Here is a 19,000-nt window from a genome sequence, read left to right as displayed (position 1 = left end):
ACCATCAATATTGCAGCAATGAATGCAGCAGCAATCGGAATCAAACCTACCCAGGTAGGAGCAATGTCCGGTTATCTGACAACCAATGAAGTTGTTAAGAATCAGAAAGTTGGTACAAATAATTCTGCAGCTTTAAGAGGATCTATCGGGGCTCTTGCAGCATGTACCGTACAGGTTGGAGCAATTTATTCTGCTAATTCAAAAGGTGTGGCATATTATAAGACCCAGAATGGAACAATTACTACAAATTCTGGAGATGTAAGAACATGTGCTAAGAATCTGGCAATGTGTGCAGCTCAGATCTTTAAAGTTGCAAGCAAACCGGCTACAACAGTTAGCACACCGAACGTAAGAGATTATCAGCAGGCAACCGGAACCATTACAATGATTCAGAATGCAATCAACAATGTATCCAGCCAGAGATCTGCACTCGGAGCATTACAGAACAGACTTGAGCATACAATTGCCAACCTGGATAACGTGGCAGAGAATACTCAGGCAGCAGAATCCCGTATCCGTGATACAGATATGGCATCTGAAATGGTTGAATACAGCAAGAATAACATTCTTGCACAGGCAGGCCAGTCCATGCTTGCACAGGCTAACCAGTCCAACCAGGGTGTATTGTCACTGTTACAGTAATATAAGATTTTTAAAAAGAGTCGGTATATACCGGCTCTTTTTTTATTTATTGGAAGATTATTTATCTTCATTTTCGGGCTCTTTTTACTATATTATAAAAAATAAAAATACGTTATTTTTAGTGCAAATATAACAAAAAGGACGGGATAAAAGAAAGAAAAATTGGGAAAATATTACATATATTTTGAAAAGCTAAATTATTTTTTTATATGTTCGATATATAATAGAGTGAATGATTCAAGTATCAGGTCTGTTGCAGCATGGAGGCTGCGTTAAATTCAGGGAGGAAGTCATGGCAGAGAGGATCTTAGATCATATTTCTAAAAAATTTTTAATTGAAGACGGAATGTTATAAAAACCAGAAGAATTGCTTTGCAGAAGTGGTTCTTTGGTTTTGGTAGCAGAATTAAGAGGTTGGCATTTGTCAGCTTTTTTGTTTGCATTACAGGGAATAATAAGAATTTTATCTGATATTTTTACTGTAATTGTAAATAGGATAAGGAAAACAGATATGTTAAAAATTTTGATTACCGGCGGAAGCGGGTTTATAGGGCGCAATGTAATAGATTTCCTGGCGAGGAAAAATGAAAAATATATAGTATATGCGCCCTCCAGTAAAGAGTTGGATTGTTTGAATGAGAAACAGGTAACACAATATCTGGAAAAACATCATTTTGATTATGTGCTGCATTTTGCAGTATATGCGAAACGTCCGGATAACCAGAAAGACGATACAAAAAAAGTGGAATATAATCTGAGAATTTTTTTGAACTTTGCACAAAATATAAATTTATATGGAAAAATGTTTTATCTGGGTTCCGGGGCAGAATATGATAAAAGATTTCCCATAGTCAAAGTGAGAGAAGAAACTGTTGGAGCCACGATTCCGGTAGATACTTATGGACTGATGAAATATACAATTGGTCAGCTAATAGAGAGCAGTCAGAATATCTATAATTTTCGGTTATTTGGTATTTTTGGAAAATATGAATATTATCCTCTTAAATTCATATCTAATGTGTGCTGTAAAGCGATTAAGAATTTGCCATTATCAATAAGTCAGGATGTTTGTTTTGATTATTTGTGGATTGAAGATTTTTGCAGAATGCTGGAGTGCTTTCTGCAAAATGAGCCGAAATATCATACTTATAATCTGGTATCAGGAAAAACTGTCCGGCTGAGTGAGATTTGTCAGATTGTTTTAAAAGTGAGCAAAAAAGATTTGCCGGTACTGATATGCAGAGAAGGAATGGGAAATGAATATACAGCACGATGTGACCGTTTTCTGGACGAGTTTCCCCAATTCGAGTATACACCTTTGGAAAAAAGTATAGAAAAATTATATGACTGGTATGAAAATAGCGCAGATATTGATATATATGAACTTTTATATTGCGCAAAATAACGGAAGCGAAAGGAAGGTTTTCAGATGAAAAAGCGCGTGGCGGATATTATCATGGATACATTGTCTGCTTTGGGTGTGACAGAATGTTTTGCAGTAGTTGGCGGCGGGGCAATGTATCTGGATAACGCGTTAGATATATGTAAGGATATAAAAGTGTTTTTTAATCATCATGAACAGGCCTGCGCTATGGCTGCAGAGGCCTATGCAAGGTATAGTGGCAGAATGGCAGCGGTCTGTGTTACATCAGGACCTGGCGCGGTAAATGCGTTGACGGGAGTAGTAGGAGCCTGGCAGGATAGTATTCCAATGATCGTACTTTCCGGGCAGGTTCGTTATCAAACGTCTGTTTCTGCTTCCGGATTGCCATTACGTTATCGAGGAATGCAGGAGTTTGAAATTGTTCCAACTGTTCGGAATATGACGAAATATGCCAGAATGATCACAGACCCGCTGGAGATAAAAAGAGAGTTGGTGAAAGCTGTTCACATAGCTATGGATGGACGAAGAGGGCCTGTGTGGCTGGATATACCTCAGGATATTCAGAGTGCAGAAGTAGAAGAAGCAGATTTGTATTCTGCAGAAAAATTTGATTGCAGCAGCGTTAAACCAGAGCAGACCGTTGTAAATGATATATTGCAAACCCTGCAGTATGCGAAGCGTCCGTGTATTCTGGCGGGATCCGGCATTATCAGCAGTCATGTCAGAGAAGAATTTTCAGAATTTGTAAATTACATGTCTGTACCGGTAATCGGAGGGGCATGGGTCGCAGATGTCTTTTATATGGAGCATCCGCTGTATTATGGTTTGTCTGGCAATATTGGACCCAGGAGTGGAAATTTTGTATTACAAAATGCAGATGTGATTCTTGTATTGGGAAATAGTCTGGGATTTCGGCAGACTGGCTTTAATCAGAGTGGTTTTGCGCCAAAGGCAAAAATATACATGGTAGATGCGGATGAAAATGAAGGTAAAAAGCCTGGATTAAATATTCAACAGTTCCTGAATGCCAGTTTACAGACCTTTTTTGATATGGCTCAAATATCTGATGTGAAAATACAGGAGCATACAGAATGGATAGAATATTGTGATTATCTGAAACAAAAATTTACGGTATTTGAGTCTGTACAGAACCTGAGTCAGAGTGAAAAAGTATCTTCCTACTGTTTCTGGGAAAAATTTCAGCAATATGAAGAGGATGACAGTATTCTGGCTTTGGGAAATAATACGGCAAGTTCTGCCAAATTGCAGATAGGAACAGTTAAGAAGGGACAGAGGGTAATGACAAATTATACCTGTGGTTCTATGGGGTATGATTTGCCTGCTGCGATTGGTGCAGCTGTGGCCTCCGGAAAAAATGTATATTGTCTGACAGGTGACGGGAGTATTATGATGAATCTTCAGGAACTTCAGACAATAGTGCAGTACAATTTGCCCATAAAATTAGTTGTGTTTAATAATAATGGGTATGCGGCAATTCGCCAGACCAGCAATAATTTTTTCAATGGAAGATATGTCGGCTGTACTCCGGAGACAGGAGTAAGTTTTCCCGATTTTAAAAAGGTTGCGGATACTTTTGGGTTTGAGTATATAAAGTGTGAGACTAATAGAGAAGTAGAAATTAAGCTGAAACAGTTTTTTCACTCTGAACAGAGAATTTTTCTGGAAGTTATACAAAAAACGGATGATCCCATTACACCAAAAGTAATGTCACATCTGGACGAAAATGGGAAAATGCAGTCTCCGGTTTTACATGATATGTTTCCCTTTTTGGATGAAGAGGAAATGGAGCGGCTGATGCTCCAGTAAAAGGAGGTTCGAAAATGCCTGCGATAAGACAGGGAAAAATATACGCAAGAGAACGAATCAATCTGGGAAGTGCTGTACCGCTGGAGGTACCGTTTTCCGTTCAGATTGATGTATGCAGTGCATGCAATATGAAATGTAAATTCTGTTATCATTCTGATTCAGAAGCAATTAAGCGTGAAGGTGTAAAATTTGGTATGATGTCGTACGGCCTTTTTTGTAAAATAATTGACGATATGAAGACAGAATGGAGAAGTCAGGGACGGAAAATCAAAAAGTTGCGTTTGTTTAAAGCAGGGGAGTCTTTGCTTCATCCGGAAATTTGCGCTATGGTACAATATGCAAAGGAATCAGATGTGGCAGAATGTATTGAGCTTACAACAAACGGAACATTGTTGAGCGAAAGTATGAGTGAAAGTCTGATAAAAGCCGGGCTTGATATATTAAATATATCTGTGAACGGGATAAGCAGAGAGCAGTACAGGGATGTTTGCCAGTATGACTTGGATTTTGAAGAGTTTCGAAAGAAAATAAAATTTTTTTATGACAGAAAGCAACAATGTAAATTGTTTTTGAAATACAGCGACATAGGGTATACTCAGGAAGAGAGAGACAGTTTTTATGATATGTTTGAAAATTGCTGTGATGAAATTTTTGTGGAAACAATTTCATCTACCCTGTGGCCGGATACTAATGTGGAAGAAAAAATAGCGAATGCAGAAAAGGGAACTTATGGTCAGGAGTTAAAAGAGAAAAAAGTCTGTCCATTTCTTTTTACTACTATGGTAATAAACGATGCCGGGATTGCCCATTTATGCTGCGTTGACTGGAAGCTGCATTATATATTAGGAGATTTGAAAAAAGAAAAAATTTCAGCTGTCTGGGCAGGAGAGAGGCTGAGAACATATCAGTGTAAACATTTGAAGGGTGAAAAAAACAGTATTAAAATTTGTGAGAAATGTGAAAGTCTGTCAGCAAATACAATTGATGATATTGACGACTATGCCGAAGCAATATTAAAGCGTTTTGGAGAAGGAAAAATCTGATGAGATTGTATAGAATCGATGGATCAGGGCCTGATATTACAGGAAGGAGTTAAAAATAAAATGGTATTGACTGGACAGGAATTGCTTGAATATGCCTGCGGGCAGTTTGAGGGCGGGGCATATGAAACAGCCCTCAGGGCCTTCGTACTGGCATATGCTCGAAACTATGAGCGTGAGTGGATACTGGAAAACATTTATAACTGTTATATGGCAGGGAATGAAATGGAATTCAGGAATTCTTATGGACGTTGGGATTTTGGAGAAAAAACAGCGTATGAAAAGTGTATGTTGGATTTTATCCCATACTGTGAAGGGGAATATTATATTTACGACAGGGAAATACAGGAATTCCGGGGTGTTTTTTCTGTAAAAACAGTAGAGAGTGTTGTCCGGCAGGAATGTTTCAAACAGTCTGAGTTCAGTGCAATGGCGGCGATAACAGACTGGAACTGGAGCAAAATGCCGGAGATTTTGTCAGAAGCAGAATATCGAAAAGTGTACTTAGTCTGCAAAGATAAAAACAGATGTGATTCTTTTTTTAAAATTCCTGAGCTGGAAAAGTTTGCAAAAAATATTATGATATTCTCATGTAAAGAAGAGTTTCAACAATATTTTCATGAGAATACAGCTGAATATCTGCCAAAGCAGTGTGCAGGAGAGGAAGAGGAAAGGCAGGGCCTGCTGGAGATCATTAATCAGGAACATGCATACAGGCTTACTCCGGAAGGACGTAATACGGAGCGTGTGTTACTGACAATAGGAATTCCTACCTATGAGAGAGGAAATCTTCTTTTAAAACGTCTGGAGAATCTGAGGCAGATGCCATATGATGCAGAGATAGAGTTTGCCATATCGAAAAACGGGACAGCGCTGTATCAGGAAGAATATAAAAGCGTTTCTTCCATTCCGGATGCTCGAATCAATTATAAGGGATACGATGAAACATTAACAGCCTGGTATAATTGTAAAAGCGTAATGCAAATCGCTGCCGGGAAATTTGTCTTAATAGTTTCAGATGAAGATGATGTAATTATCAGTGCGTTGGAACATTACCTGAAAGTGCTGAGTTCTTATACTGATTTGGCGATGGTCAGGGCAAAAACATGTGTGCAATATTCTACGATAGACAGAACAATGTATTATAAAAAAGGAAAAGAGGCGCTTTTGGGTGGATTTTTAGGTCAAAATTATATGTCGGGTGCCATTTATCATCGGGAAAAATTCTGGAAGTCCGGAGTAGATGTCTGGGATGAAAAATATTATGAAGATAACAGTTTTTATGGCTTCTATCCCCATGCATGGTGTCAGGTATTATTAAGTGATATGGGAGATTATCTGGAGGATAATGTATGTCTGATATCAGAAGGAGATTCAGCTTACGAGGATATGAAGGAACAATATAGCCAAACAGGGAATTCCCTGGCTGAAAATCTCAAATGGGACAGAAATATTCCAGTATATGCCACATGGGAAAGCCGTATTGAGCAACACAAAGATGCATTGGAATGTATCCATGATTTTGCAGGCGGTGATAAGGAACTGGAGTTGAAAATGCTTCAACGAATGCTGGAAAAAACGGTTTATCTGATGATTAATGTGAAAGATAAATACGAGTTGAATGAGAAAAAGGAGCTTGCAAATACTTTTGTTGATGAGACATTATTGAGACTGGACGCTTTTGGGATGGGACTGTCGGAAAAAAGTAAAGATGGTATTATATCACAGTTACTGAGTTAAAAAGAGAGTAATGAGCCTTGAAACTTTTGGAAAATAAGATAATCTGATGAAGTATCCATGATTCAGGAGGGAAGATGTGAAGAAAAATGTAATTATGATTGTATTGGACAGTCTTTCAAAATGGTATATTGACCAGATGGAAGAAGACAGTTTTTTTTCAAATATGGAAAAGAGCAGTTATTGTGCTGCCAATATGTATGCGAGCGGACCATTTACAGAAGCGGCCATAAGAGGACTGTGGGAGTCAGCAGATCCTGTGACAGGGAATGGATTACTGGGTGGAATTGAGAAATTCAGAGCAATGCCGTTTTTTGAATTATTTCAGAAAAATGGATATAAAGATATTTACATGGATTATCCAATGCTGTTAAGTACGGATGAATTGCGCAGACGGGAAATTCAGGGTACGGGCTGGGTAGGAGATACCGTATTGGACAGATTAAAATATTATGCTGAGCTTAAACAGAAAGGGGAGCTGCGATCCGGAGATTACAGAATTATCGGGATCTGGCTGGAACATTGGTTTGATATTTACAGGCATAAGGAAAAAGCCCCGTCAGAATATGCATTGTATTTGCAGAATAAAAGGCGGTATATAGATGAACTTTTAGAAGATGAACTGAGACAGGAAAATTTCCGCGACGAAGAAAGTGAGCCATCTGCCCGAAGTTATCTGTCAAGGGCGGAAAGGGTGGAAAATAAACCTTTATCAGATTCTGAAAGTAAACTGGAATCTTTGGTCAGGCATAAAAATATTCAGTATATTATGTCGTCCCAACATTATGACAGAGAAACTGTAAATCTTATGCTGGGCCAGGAAGTCTATAATAAAGATCTGGCGACAGGTGATAATGTTATGTACTCAATGAGAAGGCCAATTTCCAATATCAGGGAGGATTTTGAACATTTCTGGGAATGGCATGATAACAGAACAGATATAGAAGGGCCGTTTCTTGCTTACATTCATGACAGTTCTTTTCATTTGCCGGAAAGTTTTATGGACAGACGGTATGGAGAAGCTGGTTATGAGGAAGAAATATGGGAAAAGGTACAGGAGACAGAATTATTACCCTTTCAGAAAATGTCAGTGATGAAACAATTATCCCTCAGGCACATTTCAAAAAATCTTAACCTGTTCTGGAAAGAGCTTGAAAAGAGAGCACTGCTGGAAAACACATATGTAATTATTACCGCGGATCACGGTTCGGCCAATACGATATACTGCCGGCCTGAAAGTAAATGGAATTATAGCCGAAGAGTTTTTCAGGTTCCATTTTATATGACCGGACCGGATATCACGCCGCATATAGATTATGGATTTCATATGGCACAGGATATTTTGCCAACTCTGATTGACAGGTGTGGACTGGATACATATGGAAATCATTATATGGGTCATAATATTGAAAGCGGCGGAGATGAATATGCCTTTTCAACCTGGGTGCATGGTGCGTTTGACTTATACAGGCAGGAAATAAAGATGGGAATTCGGAATGAACGGTACAGTATAAACTGTATTGGTTATATTACACAGTTTTTTGGCAGCTGCCGTTTCACTGCATGTGATCTTATGGCAGATCCGGATGAAGCAGATGACGTCTATGAATCAGTCAGGGAAAGAGAGGATTTTATAAATTTATATAAGAAACTGCAAAACAGATGGTTTGAGATTATTTTTGATGTTTTGACAGATCAGGAAAATCCATGGGATTTTAGTGAAAAATATGGTTTTCTGGTGGATAAAAAAGAAAAGTACAGGGAATTCAATGAAAGTCAGAAGAGATATCCCAGAGAAAAGTTTGAGAAAGAACTGAAGGAAAAACAGGTTGTGATTGTGGGGACGGATGAAGAGCTGGAAGTATTTTTAAAGAACTTTGGTTATAATTATCAGGTAAAGGAAGTCTGGGATATTAATCCGCAAAAACTGGGAACCAGCATATTTGGCCATAACATTTGTATGCCTCATGCAGATATTGACCAAAGTAATACGTTATTTGTTGTAACCGGCAGACAGGAACTGGAACTGAAAGAATATCTGGATGATGCAGGGATCAGAGATTATTTATACTGGCGTTTGATCGGGCAGGGAGATATATGAGTGAAACATTGAGATTTTCTGAAAGCGGAATTGCTCCGGATATTGTGGATCAGATTGCGAAAATATTTCATGTTTCTGCAAAGGAAATTACAGATATCAGAATCATGAAAAAGGGAATGACAAACCGTTCATTTTGTTTTTCTGTGGGGGGAACCAGATACATAATGAGAGTTCCGGGAGAGGGAACAGAATATCTGATTAATCGCAGTCAGGAAGCACAGGTCTACCGTATAATTGCGGATAAAGGATTATGTGACAATATTGTGTATTTTAATTCGGTAAATGGATATAAAATCACAAAGTATCTGGAAGGTGTGAGAACCTGTAACCCTGACAGTATCTCTGATTTGAAAAGATGTATGGAAAAGTTACGGGATTTTCACAATATGAAATTGTTTGTTTCTCATGAGTTTGACCTGTTTGGACAGATTGATTTTTATGAAAGTCTCCGGATGGGGAGGAAGTCCATGTATAAAGATTATCCGCAGATAAAACAGAAAGTGCTGTCTCTGAAAGGGTATATCTGTAAACATATTACTTCATATTGTCTTTCCCATATAGATGCAGTGCCGGATAATTTTCTGTTCTATATGGACAGTGGAGTGGAAAAGCTGCAGCTTACGGACTGGGAGTATGCCGGTATGCAGGATCCACATGTGGATATTGCCATGTTCTGTATTTACAGTTCTTATGACAGAAGCCAGGTGGAAAGACTGATAGATATTTATTTTGAAGGAAATTGTTCATCCTGTACACGTATCAAGATATACTGTTATATTTCTGTCTGCGGACTTCTGTGGAGCAACTGGTGCGAATATAAGAGAAGCCTTGGAGTGGAGTTTGGGGAATATTCTCTGCGGCAGTATGATTATGCGAGGAAGTATTTCGAGATTGCGGAAGAAATGGGGGCTGTGAATGAATCGGGTTGAGAAAGCTGTTATTCTGGCAGCAGGTGCCGGAAAACGTATGCATCCCATTACGTTAAAGACACCGAAGCCTTTGGTACAGGTGAACGGTTTGAGAATGATTGATACAGTGATTCGCGGGCTGCATGAAAATGGAATAAGTGAGATTTATATAGTAGTTGGCTATAAAAAAGAACAATTCAGATGTCTGCTGGATGAATATCAGGGAATTACCCTGATTGAAAATCCCTGTTATGATGTGAGTAATAATATATCTTCACTTTATGCTGCACGTTGGTATCTTGAAAATTCCATTATTCTGGACGGGGATCAGATTATTTTTAATTCAGATATATTGTCTCCGGAGTTTGAATATTCAGGTTATAATGCAGTGTGGACGGAGAAAGAGACAAATGAATGGCTGATGACAGTAGAGGATGGATTTGTCAGGCATTGTTCCAGAAACGGTGGAAAAAGGGGCTGGCAGCTGTACAGTATTTCAAGATGGAGTGCAGAAGATGGAAAGAAACTTTGCAGGCATTTGGAAATAGAATTTGAAAAAAAGAAAAATACGCAGATATACTGGGATGATATTGTCATGTTTTGTTATCCGCAGGAATATCAGCTGGGAATCAGACAGATGCAGGAAGGTGATCTGATTGAAATAGATGAGTTGAAAGAACTGGCTGCATTGGATGCAGCATATTCAGATTACGTCGGGAAGGGGAATACGGACAGGGATGGGCGGCAATAAATTAAAGTCGGAAAAAGGTGTACGGGGAAATATTGATCCGGTGACGACAGCAGTGCCTCTGGCAGTAGTTCTTTTGCTGTGTATTTCGTTTACCGTATGTCCTGAAGTATCTGCAGGGATTCTTATGACAATTCGGGGATTTCTGGGTGATACGCTTGGAATCTGGTATCTTGCAGTGGGATTGGCTGTTTTGCTTATTTCGTTTTGGATAGCATTTTCAGATATAGGAAAAATTACACTGGGAGAAAAGGGGGAAAAGCCGAAATATGGTTTCCTGGCATGGGGAGCAATGATTTTTACGTGTGGACTGGCGGCAGATATTCTGTTTTATTCTTTTTGTGAATGGATTTGTTATGCGCAGGAACCCCATGTGTCAGAAGCTGGTTCTGTTCAGGATTGGGCTTCGACCTATCCTTTATTCCACTGGGGGCCGATTCCATGGAGTTTTTATGCGGTACTGGCTGCCTGTTTTGGGTTTATGCTGCATGTCCGTAACGTCAGAAAGCAGAAATATTCAGAAGCATGTCGTCCGCTTCTTGGGAGTCAGACAGACAGGGGGGCCGGAAAGATAATTGACATTCTGGCTGTTATAGCTTTGATTGCCGGCACCACAACCACATTTTCGGTTGCCACACCATTGCTCTCTGCTGCAATAGCAGATCTGGCAGGAATTCAGAGTTCAAAATACATAACAATTATGATTCTTGTTATTACCTGTTTTATCTATACATTTGCTGTCATGAAGGATTTAAAGGGCGTTTCAGGGCTGGCAAATATCTGTATGTATCTGTTTGGCGCCCTGCTTATTTATGTTCTGGTATTTGGCGGTGAAACCAGATATATACTGGAAACAGGATTTTCAGCTGTTGGAAATATGATCCAGAATTTTATTGTGCTAAGTACATGGACGGATGCGCTCAGAGTGTCGTCATTTCCCCAGAACTGGACAATATTTTATTGGGCTTACTGGATGGTATGGTGTGTGGCATCTCCCTTTTTTATGGGCAGTATCAGCCGTGGAAGAACAGTAAAACAGGTAATTCTTGGTGCGTATACCTTTGGTCTGGGGAGTACGCTGCTTTCTTTTATCATTCTGGGGAATTATGGGCTTGGTCTTCAGATGACAGGAAGGTTTGATGGAATTTCGTTTTTCAATCAGTGCGGAGATCTGTACCAGACAGTGATGGCGATTATCCGTACACTTCCGGCCTGTCCGGTGTTTCTGATTTTGCTGACTGTTTCCATGATTGCATTTTATGCAACTTCTTTTGACAGTATTACACTGGTGGCAAGCCAGTATAGTTACAGAGAATTCAGAGAAGGAGAGAAAGCAGGAAATGGCATGAAATTTTTTTGGGCGGTTTTGCTGATTTTGCTGCCAGTAACTTTTGTTTTTTCAGAGAGTTCCATGAAAAATATGCAGACCCTATCTATAATTGCGGCATTTCCGGTTTCGATAGTTATTATTTTGATTATTGTCAGTTTCGTTAAAGATGCAAAAAAATATTTATATGAAGAACAGTGACGGAGTATATGGCCACTGTTAATGTAATATCATACTTGCTGATACAGGGGCTGTTGCAGAATGCAGCTCCTTTTGTTTGTAATTTTTAGCATATTTTAGAAACACTAAAGTATTTTTTTTGATGTCCGATATATAATACAGTAAATGATTAGGGCATGAGTCTGTTGCAGCATGGAAGCTGCTTTGAATTCAGGGAGGAAGTCATGACGAAAATGGTCTGGAATCATAGTTCAGGATGGTACTGTAATTATAAATGGAATGTTATGAGGAACAGGGGAATTACTTTATGATAAGTATACCTGCCCTGTTTGTAGTAGCATAATGTTAAGAAGTTGGCATTTGTCAGCTTTTTTATTTATCATACAAAAATTACTGTGCTATAGTTTAACTGTGTATGGGAATTTCACAGGATAAAGTTTTCCCAAATTAAAATGCAGTATCATGTGGAGGAATAGCAGGGAGAATAGTATGGAAGAATTTAACGTATTGTTGGGTAAAAATATAGAACTGGTAGAAAAAATAAGCTGTAAAATTGAAAGCGGGGAACCGTATATGGAGTCCCTCAGGATTTATTTGCCGTCTTTAAATCAGATGGTAACAACTATCATTAATATGGTACAGGTACCGGAGATTTCACTGGAATTAAATCAGGCATTTGTATTACAGGTATTGCAGGATATTCTTTATGGAATAGAAAATGAGGATTCCGTATTTTTACTTGATGTTCTGCGATATGGCCTGTTAGAGATTTATCATTATGTTGAAACGGAATTGCAAAGTGAGGGAATATCATGAACGAACTGATTTATAAAAAAAATATGGAGGCGTTGAGAGGGAAATATCCGGTATGGGCAGCTATACTGGAAAATGTAAAACGGAAAAAGAGAAATTTTGATGTAATAGCGGAAGAAAGTCTGATGGAGAATACAACTATCCTGAAGGTGGTACAGGATGGAAAGACATTGTATCTCAATGGAAAATACGCACCTTCAGCAGTTATTGAGCGTTGGTTCCAAAATCAGGGAAAAATAGATGAGTATGCACCTGTTGTTATCCTGGGTGTTTCTAATGGCGAGCATATACGGCAGATTATGGAGCGAGCCCCGAAAACGTCAAATATACTGATTTATGAGCCATCTTTTGAGGTCTTTCGCAGAGCCATGCAGGAAGTGGATTTATCCTTTATTTTTCAGCCGGATATTCCGGTGGGGATTATAGTAGAGGGGATCAATGAGGAGGAAATAGAATCATATTTCAGATTATTCATTTCCTATGATAATATGACGTTGTTGCGGTATTATATTTCAGGAAATTATCACGACCTGTTTCAGGAAAAGACAGAAAAATTCATTACAAATCTTAAAAAGTATGTGTATGACATACATGTGGCATGGAATACAAAAGTACGTTATGCAAATGTACGGGCGGTAAACGTATTTGTTAATTTACATTATTTATATGAAGGATATAGTGTCAGGGCTTTGTATGGAATGCTGCCAGAAGAGGTTCCGGTTATCATTGTTTCTGCAGGCCCGTCCCTGAATAAAAATATTATGGATTTGAAAAAAGCTGTGGGAAAAGCCTGTATTATTGCCACAGATACAGCTGTGAAGCCCCTTTTAAATGCAGGAATTATGCCGGATCTGTTTGTAATTATAGATGGATTAAAACCGGAGATTCTGTTTCAGCATAAAGATATATCAAGAGTGCCTATGGTTGCCATGACAGCGGTATCTACCGAACCCATGACATACCATAAAGGGAAAAAATTTTTTTATGGCGCAGATTCTGCTCTGGAGGATTATCTTACAGGGGACATTAAAAAGAAAGAAAGTGAGCAGTCAACAAGAGTGATTCCGTATCTTGTAACTGGTGGTTCCGTGGCGACTTCAGCATATGCCCTTGGCCTGAACATGGGAACAGGGACAGTGATTCTGGTAGGACAGGACCTGGCAATGACAGGGAACAGAACCCATGCCGATGGAACTTTTCAGGATGAGATGGATCAGATTGATGCAGACAGCGGAGAATATTTTGAAGTTGAGTCTGTAGATGGAGGTAAAGTTCTGACCAGGCTGGATTTTGATTTGTACCGACGATGGTTTGAAGATCATTTTGAAAAATGGGATCATGTTACTGTGGTGGATGCCACAGAAGGCGGAGCTCTGATTCGCGGTACTAAAATTATGACACTGAAAAAGGCAATTCAGAAATATTGTGTCAGGGAATTTAACGTAAAATGGCATATTGACCGCTGTAAAAAGTTATTTGTGGGAGATGACCGTGAAAAGGTTTTAAATTGTTTTGGGGGATCTCTGAAGAAACTTGAGGAGGTAAAGAAAAAAGCCAAAGAAGGGCTGGGTTATTATGAGCGTCTGGAGAAGCTGTCCAGGAAGAAGAATGTGTCAGATCAGGAACTGGCAAAAGTATTGAAGAAGATATCAAAGGTAAACCGTTATATGGAATCTGACTATATGGCGCGGACCGTGATGGACAGTCTTGAGGGGCTGAATTATACTTTAAGACCCATTGCATATCAGATGCAGGAAGATAAAACGGGGGAACTCATGGATGTGGCAGAGCAGGGAAAAATCCTGCTGTACGGGGTGACAGTAGCAGCAGACGAAATATCAGATATTGCAGAGCAGACCATTGTAAAATATGCGAAAGAACATCCGGTAAAAGATAATGAGAGGCAGGAAGGAAATAAAAATGGCATTTGAGAACAGAGAATTGATGGAATATGCCTGTGTAAGATTTGAGGAAGGGAAATACGATGAAGCGTTAGAGTCTTTTGCTTTGCTCTATATGAGAGGCTATGAACAGGAATGGCTGATAGAGACAATTTATAATTGTTATATGGCAGAAAATGATGGAGAATTCAGGAAGGCCTTTCAGCCATTTGAAGAAAAAAATAAGGATATTTATGAAGAATGTATTTTAGATTTTATTCCATACAGAGATGGGGAATATTACATTTTTGATAAAGAACTGGGGATATTCCGGGGAGTTTTTTCTGTTCCGGATTTGAAAAAAACAGATTTGAGACCGGTATTTCAGGAAATGGAATTCAGTGGGGCAGTGCTGGAACTGGACTGGGACTGGAGTAAAGAAAAACCGGTACTGGCTGCTGCCAGGAATCGGAAAATTTATGCAATTTGCCATGACAGAAAAAGATGCATGTCTTTTTTCAAGATTCCGGAACTGGCAGACTATATGAATAATATCAGATTATTTTCGGATGTATTGGAATTTCAGGATTATTTTCATCAGAACACTTCTGCCTATTTACCGCGTATTTTGCTTGGAAATAAAGATACCATAGAAAAATTAGATAACATTATAGACCAGGAGCACCAGTACCGTTTGACTCCGGAAGGGCGTAATACAGAAAATGTATTGCTGACAATCGGTATTCCAACAGCAAATCGGGGACATATGGTTTTAAAACGTCTGGAAAATTTATTAAGAATGTGCTATGATGCAGAAATTGAAATTGCAATTTCTAAAAACTGTAATGATTATTATCAGGAAGAATATGATGAAGTTGGCAGGATAACGGACGCCAGAATTCATTATTTTGATCATGGAATAAGATTAAAAGCATCTGATAACTGGATTTATACAGTAGAAATGGCCCATGGAAAATATGTTTTATTTGTGTCAGATGAAGATGATGTAGTGATAGAGGCGGTGGAACATTATCTGGCACTTTTAAGTAAACACCCGGAAGCAGGTCTTATAAGAGCCCGGACAGAGTTCCAATGCGCAGATATAAAAGAAAACCTGCATAAAAAAAAGGGGCTGGAAGCCTTTAGCGCAGAATTTCTTCGACAGAATTATTTGTCAGGTCTCATAGTAAGGAGAGAGGATTTTATTCTGGAGGATTTACATAAATTAAATGAATTTTCTGATAATTATTTTTTTGCCTGTTATCCCCATGAATGGTGGTGCGCAATACTGAGCAGACGTGGCGATTATTTGGAGGATCCGGTTACATTGATTTCTGAAAACGAATCATTAATTTCAGAAGAAGTAGAGATGGGCAGGAAAAAAGGGCTGGAGTTGCAGGCAGGAGAAGAAGGGCTTGTAAAAAATTCAAAGCTCCCTACTTACGCCACATATGAGTCGAGATTGAAACAATTTAGAGGATATATAGATTTTATACATTATTTTATGGAAGAAGATTGCCAGGGTGCAGAAGCCGGACTGGCATTGGCCATTGGTAAGGCATCGTTTTTATTTGAGTTAGCAAGAAGGTACAGTTATAAGCCGGATGACTTTTTGAATATGACGGACAAATTACTCTGGAGTTTTATGGAGGCAATAGATGAATTTACTCTGGAAGAGGAACAGAAAATACATCTTTTGAAAATGGCAGAATCATGTGGACTGCATTTAATGGGGCTTCATGAACAGCTTGGGGGAATATAGATGAAAAAGGATATTATGGTGTCTGTATTGTGCCCAACATACAATCATGAAGCATTTATAGGAGATGCGATAGAAGGAGTGCTCAGTCAGAAAACAGAATTCAAATATGAGTTGATTATTCATGAAGATGCTTCTACTGACCGTACAGCGGAAATTGTAAAAGAATATGCGGACAGATATCCGGAGCTGATACGGGTAATCTGGCAAAAGGAAAACCAGTTTTCAAAATATGATATAATGGGGAAATACATGCTGCCGCTTGTCAGAGGCAGATATTTTGCATTGTGCGAAGGGGATGATTACTGGACAGATGACAGAAAACTGCAGAAACAGATTGATTTTCTGGAATCACATCAGGACTACTCCATGTGTATGCATAATGCGGTTAAATTAGACATGAGGACAGGGGAAAAAGTTTTACTGGATACTTTCCCGCGGGACGGGACATATTCACAGGAAGAACAGATTAAGGCAGGTTTGGGTTCAGATTTTCCGGCTACTGCTTCTTATGTTTTTCGGACAGATTTGTATTTGGAAATGCCTTCTTTTTTCTCGGAACCTCGGATAATAGATTATTTTCTTCGCCAGTATTATGCAAGCAGAGGAAAAGTATACTATTTTCAAAAGCCGATGTCAGTATATCGTGTCATGGTACCGAATTCCTATAAAACAAAAACGGTGGAAAATCAGGCGTTTTGTAATGAGCATACGATTAATACGATCCGTTTCATGGAAAAACTGGATGTTTATACAGAAGGAAAATACCACGAGCTGCTGGAAGGTAAAACAGAGTCTGATTATTTCGGATATTGCACTTCGATTGACAAAGAGGCTGGCATAAAAAAAGCTCTGGAGCGAGACATGAATTTAGAGAGAATTCAGAAATGTTATGATTGTCTGGACGTATTACGGTTAAGCTCTTCTGTTATTGAAATATCATTGGCTTCAGAGAACCTGTTTATTTATGGAACCAGCAGACTGGCCATGATATGCAGACAACAGATGGAAAATGCAGGAGTAGAATTTAAGGGATTTGTTGTATCAGATGGGCAGATAGGCCCGAAAATCCTGGAAGGAAAGAAGATATATCATTTACAGGAAGTGATTGACAGGTTTAGAAATCCTGGGTTTATACTGGCAGTGCAGCCGGTGAACGCAGATGTAATTGCAGAGTATTTAGAAGAAAAGCATATGGTGAATTACTGTATGCCATACAGATTGGAAAAAGAGAGGTAAATAGCGAATGAAGGTTTGTAAACGGGCATTATATGCTCAGGTGATTGATGGAATCGGAACGGTTCGTGCCTGCAGCTGGGCAGGATTTTATCTGCTGGGTAATCTCAGGGATAATACTATGAAGGAAGTATTCAACAGTGAGGCGGCAAAAAGATTCCGCCAGACGCTGGTGGATGGTACTTATGATTATTGTAACGAAGAAAATTGCCTCTACATGGCAAATAATAATCTGGAATCCTATATGGTTGAGATTGATGAATTCCCGGAATATCCGGAGATAGTAAGTCTGGCATATGACAGGCGATGTAATTATCATTGTACCTGCTGTGCTTCCAGGAGCGATGAAAAACCGGATCCGAATGTTGAAAAAAAGGTTGAAAGTGAGATACGGGCCGCTTTGCCATATGTAAAAGAGTTTTCGGCAAATGGGCTTGGCGAATTTTTTGTCAGCGACAGTATGATAAGGCTGGTATCAGAATGGAGACCTGAGGTGAAGGAACAGGCAAATTTTTCACTGGAAACAAATGGCTCATTATTTACACCGGAGAACTGGGAGAAGATTAAAAATATTGGAGATGTCCATCTGGATGTGGCTATAACGGTCCATAGTTTTGATGAGGCGGCTTATCAATGGTGTTCAGGAACAAAGCTGCCGGTAAAGCGTATAGAAGACAACCTCAGATTTGTAAAGAAACTTCGTCAGGAAGGGAAAATAAATTTTCTGGAGCTTGCCATGGTGATGCAGGAGCGGAATTTTAGAACGCTGCCGGAATATATTGACAGATGTATCAATGAGTTTGGAGCAGACGTAGTCCGAATTCGCAGATTTTTACCGGAAAAAGCCATGGAAGAAAACCTGGAGTGGTTTTTTGATATCAGAAATCCGCTTCACCCATATCACCAGGAGTATCTCCGGATTATGGAGCACCCTGTATTTGAAGACCCACGTGTATATATATGGACAGGAGATCATTTGAGCAACAGAGGAGAGTTACCGGCTAAGGGAGATTATCGGGTGTTCCGGAATTTATTTTTCATCGAAGATGTTGGAAAGAAGCTGGCAGATTATCTGAAGGAAAGAGGCATAGAAAGGATTATACTGTATGCTGTTTCAGAAATTGGAAAAGCATTGACAAAAATATTAAAAGACCAACCTGTTGAGATTCTGTATATTTATGACAGAAATACTCATATAACAGAGTGGAATGGATATGAGGTGAGAACGCCTGCATGTGAAGCACTGGCGTCAACAGAAGAACCTTTATTGGTGACCCTGGCGTCTCGTTATGGGGAAATTGCAGAATATGTACAGGGACGCGGCTATAAAGGGGATATATTATCCTTGGATAAAATACTGGAAGAACTCAGAAGAACAGAGTGTGGATGCTGAATTTGAATCTGATGGAGGTTCAGAT

14 protein-coding genes are annotated in these 19,000 nt (G+C 39.1%); all 14 read left to right on the top strand.

What is annotated here, in order from left to right; all coding sequences use genetic code 11:
* The coding region (locus C805_RS27250; protein ID WP_016216302.1) for a flagellin at positions 1–642 on the top strand (642 nt) is incomplete at its 5' end.
* A gap of 511 nt (positions 643–1,153) precedes the next feature.
* Complete coding sequence (locus tag C805_RS22330) at positions 1,154–2,047, top strand: NAD-dependent epimerase/dehydratase family protein (protein WP_016216301.1); 894 nt, start codon at positions 1,154–1,156, stop codon at positions 2,045–2,047.
* 24 nt (positions 2,048–2,071) lie between these two features.
* Entirely contained in the window at positions 2,072–3,853 is a 1,782-nt protein-coding gene (locus C805_RS22325; RefSeq protein WP_016216300.1) for a thiamine pyrophosphate-binding protein, read from the top strand.
* A 14-nt stretch (positions 3,854–3,867) separates the two neighbouring features.
* A complete protein-coding gene (locus C805_RS22320) occupies positions 3,868–4,896 on the top strand; it encodes a radical SAM/SPASM domain-containing protein (RefSeq protein WP_016216299.1) in 1,029 nt (342 codons plus the stop codon).
* Between the two features lie 60 nt (positions 4,897–4,956).
* Positions 4,957–6,633, top strand: coding sequence for a hypothetical protein (locus tag C805_RS22315; protein ID WP_016216298.1), 1,677 nt, complete (start codon positions 4,957–4,959; stop codon positions 6,631–6,633).
* A 76-nt stretch (positions 6,634–6,709) separates the two neighbouring features.
* The gene (locus C805_RS22310; RefSeq protein ID WP_016216297.1) at positions 6,710–8,731 is read left to right on the top strand and encodes a sulfatase-like hydrolase/transferase; all 2,022 of its coding nucleotides are present in this window, start codon (positions 6,710–6,712) and stop codon (positions 8,729–8,731) included.
* Entirely contained in the window at positions 8,728–9,660 is a 933-nt protein-coding gene (locus C805_RS22305) for a choline/ethanolamine kinase family protein (protein ID WP_016216296.1), read from the top strand. The genes C805_RS22310 and C805_RS22305 overlap by 4 nt, the downstream gene beginning before the upstream one ends.
* Complete coding sequence (locus tag C805_RS22300) at positions 9,647–10,390, top strand: NTP transferase domain-containing protein (RefSeq protein ID WP_016216295.1); 744 nt, start codon at positions 9,647–9,649, stop codon at positions 10,388–10,390. Before C805_RS22305 ends, C805_RS22300 begins: the two co-directional genes overlap by 14 nt.
* Positions 10,377–11,915 carry a BCCT family transporter gene (locus C805_RS22295; protein WP_016216294.1) on the top strand — a complete coding sequence of 513 codons (1,539 nt, stop codon included), beginning with the start codon at positions 10,377–10,379 and terminating at the stop codon, positions 11,913–11,915. Before C805_RS22300 ends, C805_RS22295 begins: the two co-directional genes overlap by 14 nt.
* A gap of 468 nt (positions 11,916–12,383) precedes the next feature.
* Positions 12,384–12,710 carry a hypothetical protein gene (locus C805_RS22290; RefSeq protein WP_016216293.1) on the top strand — a complete coding sequence of 109 codons (327 nt, stop codon included), beginning with the start codon at positions 12,384–12,386 and terminating at the stop codon, positions 12,708–12,710.
* On the top strand, positions 12,707–14,638 hold the full coding sequence (locus tag C805_RS22285) for a motility associated factor glycosyltransferase family protein (RefSeq protein ID WP_016216292.1): 1,932 nt from the start codon (positions 12,707–12,709) through the stop codon (positions 14,636–14,638). The genes C805_RS22290 and C805_RS22285 overlap by 4 nt, the downstream gene beginning before the upstream one ends.
* Positions 14,628–16,349 carry a glycosyltransferase gene (locus C805_RS22280; RefSeq protein ID WP_016216291.1) on the top strand — a complete coding sequence of 574 codons (1,722 nt, stop codon included), beginning with the start codon at positions 14,628–14,630 and terminating at the stop codon, positions 16,347–16,349. The genes C805_RS22285 and C805_RS22280 overlap by 11 nt, the downstream gene beginning before the upstream one ends.
* Positions 16,350–17,585 (top strand): glycosyltransferase family 2 protein, encoded by a 1,236-nt coding sequence (locus C805_RS25500; protein ID WP_016216290.1) that lies wholly within the window; start codon positions 16,350–16,352, stop codon positions 17,583–17,585.
* A gap of 7 nt (positions 17,586–17,592) precedes the next feature.
* Positions 17,593–18,975, top strand: coding sequence for a radical SAM/SPASM domain-containing protein (locus C805_RS22275; protein WP_016216289.1), 1,383 nt, complete (start codon positions 17,593–17,595; stop codon positions 18,973–18,975).
* Positions 18,976–19,000: the final 25 nt, after the last annotated feature.

Origin of the sequence: Eubacterium sp. 14-2 (genome assembly GCF_000403845.2) — a bacterium.
Classification (GTDB): domain Bacteria; phylum Bacillota; class Clostridia; order Lachnospirales; family Lachnospiraceae; genus Petralouisia.
This window is presented reverse-complemented; position numbering and strand designations above follow the sequence as displayed.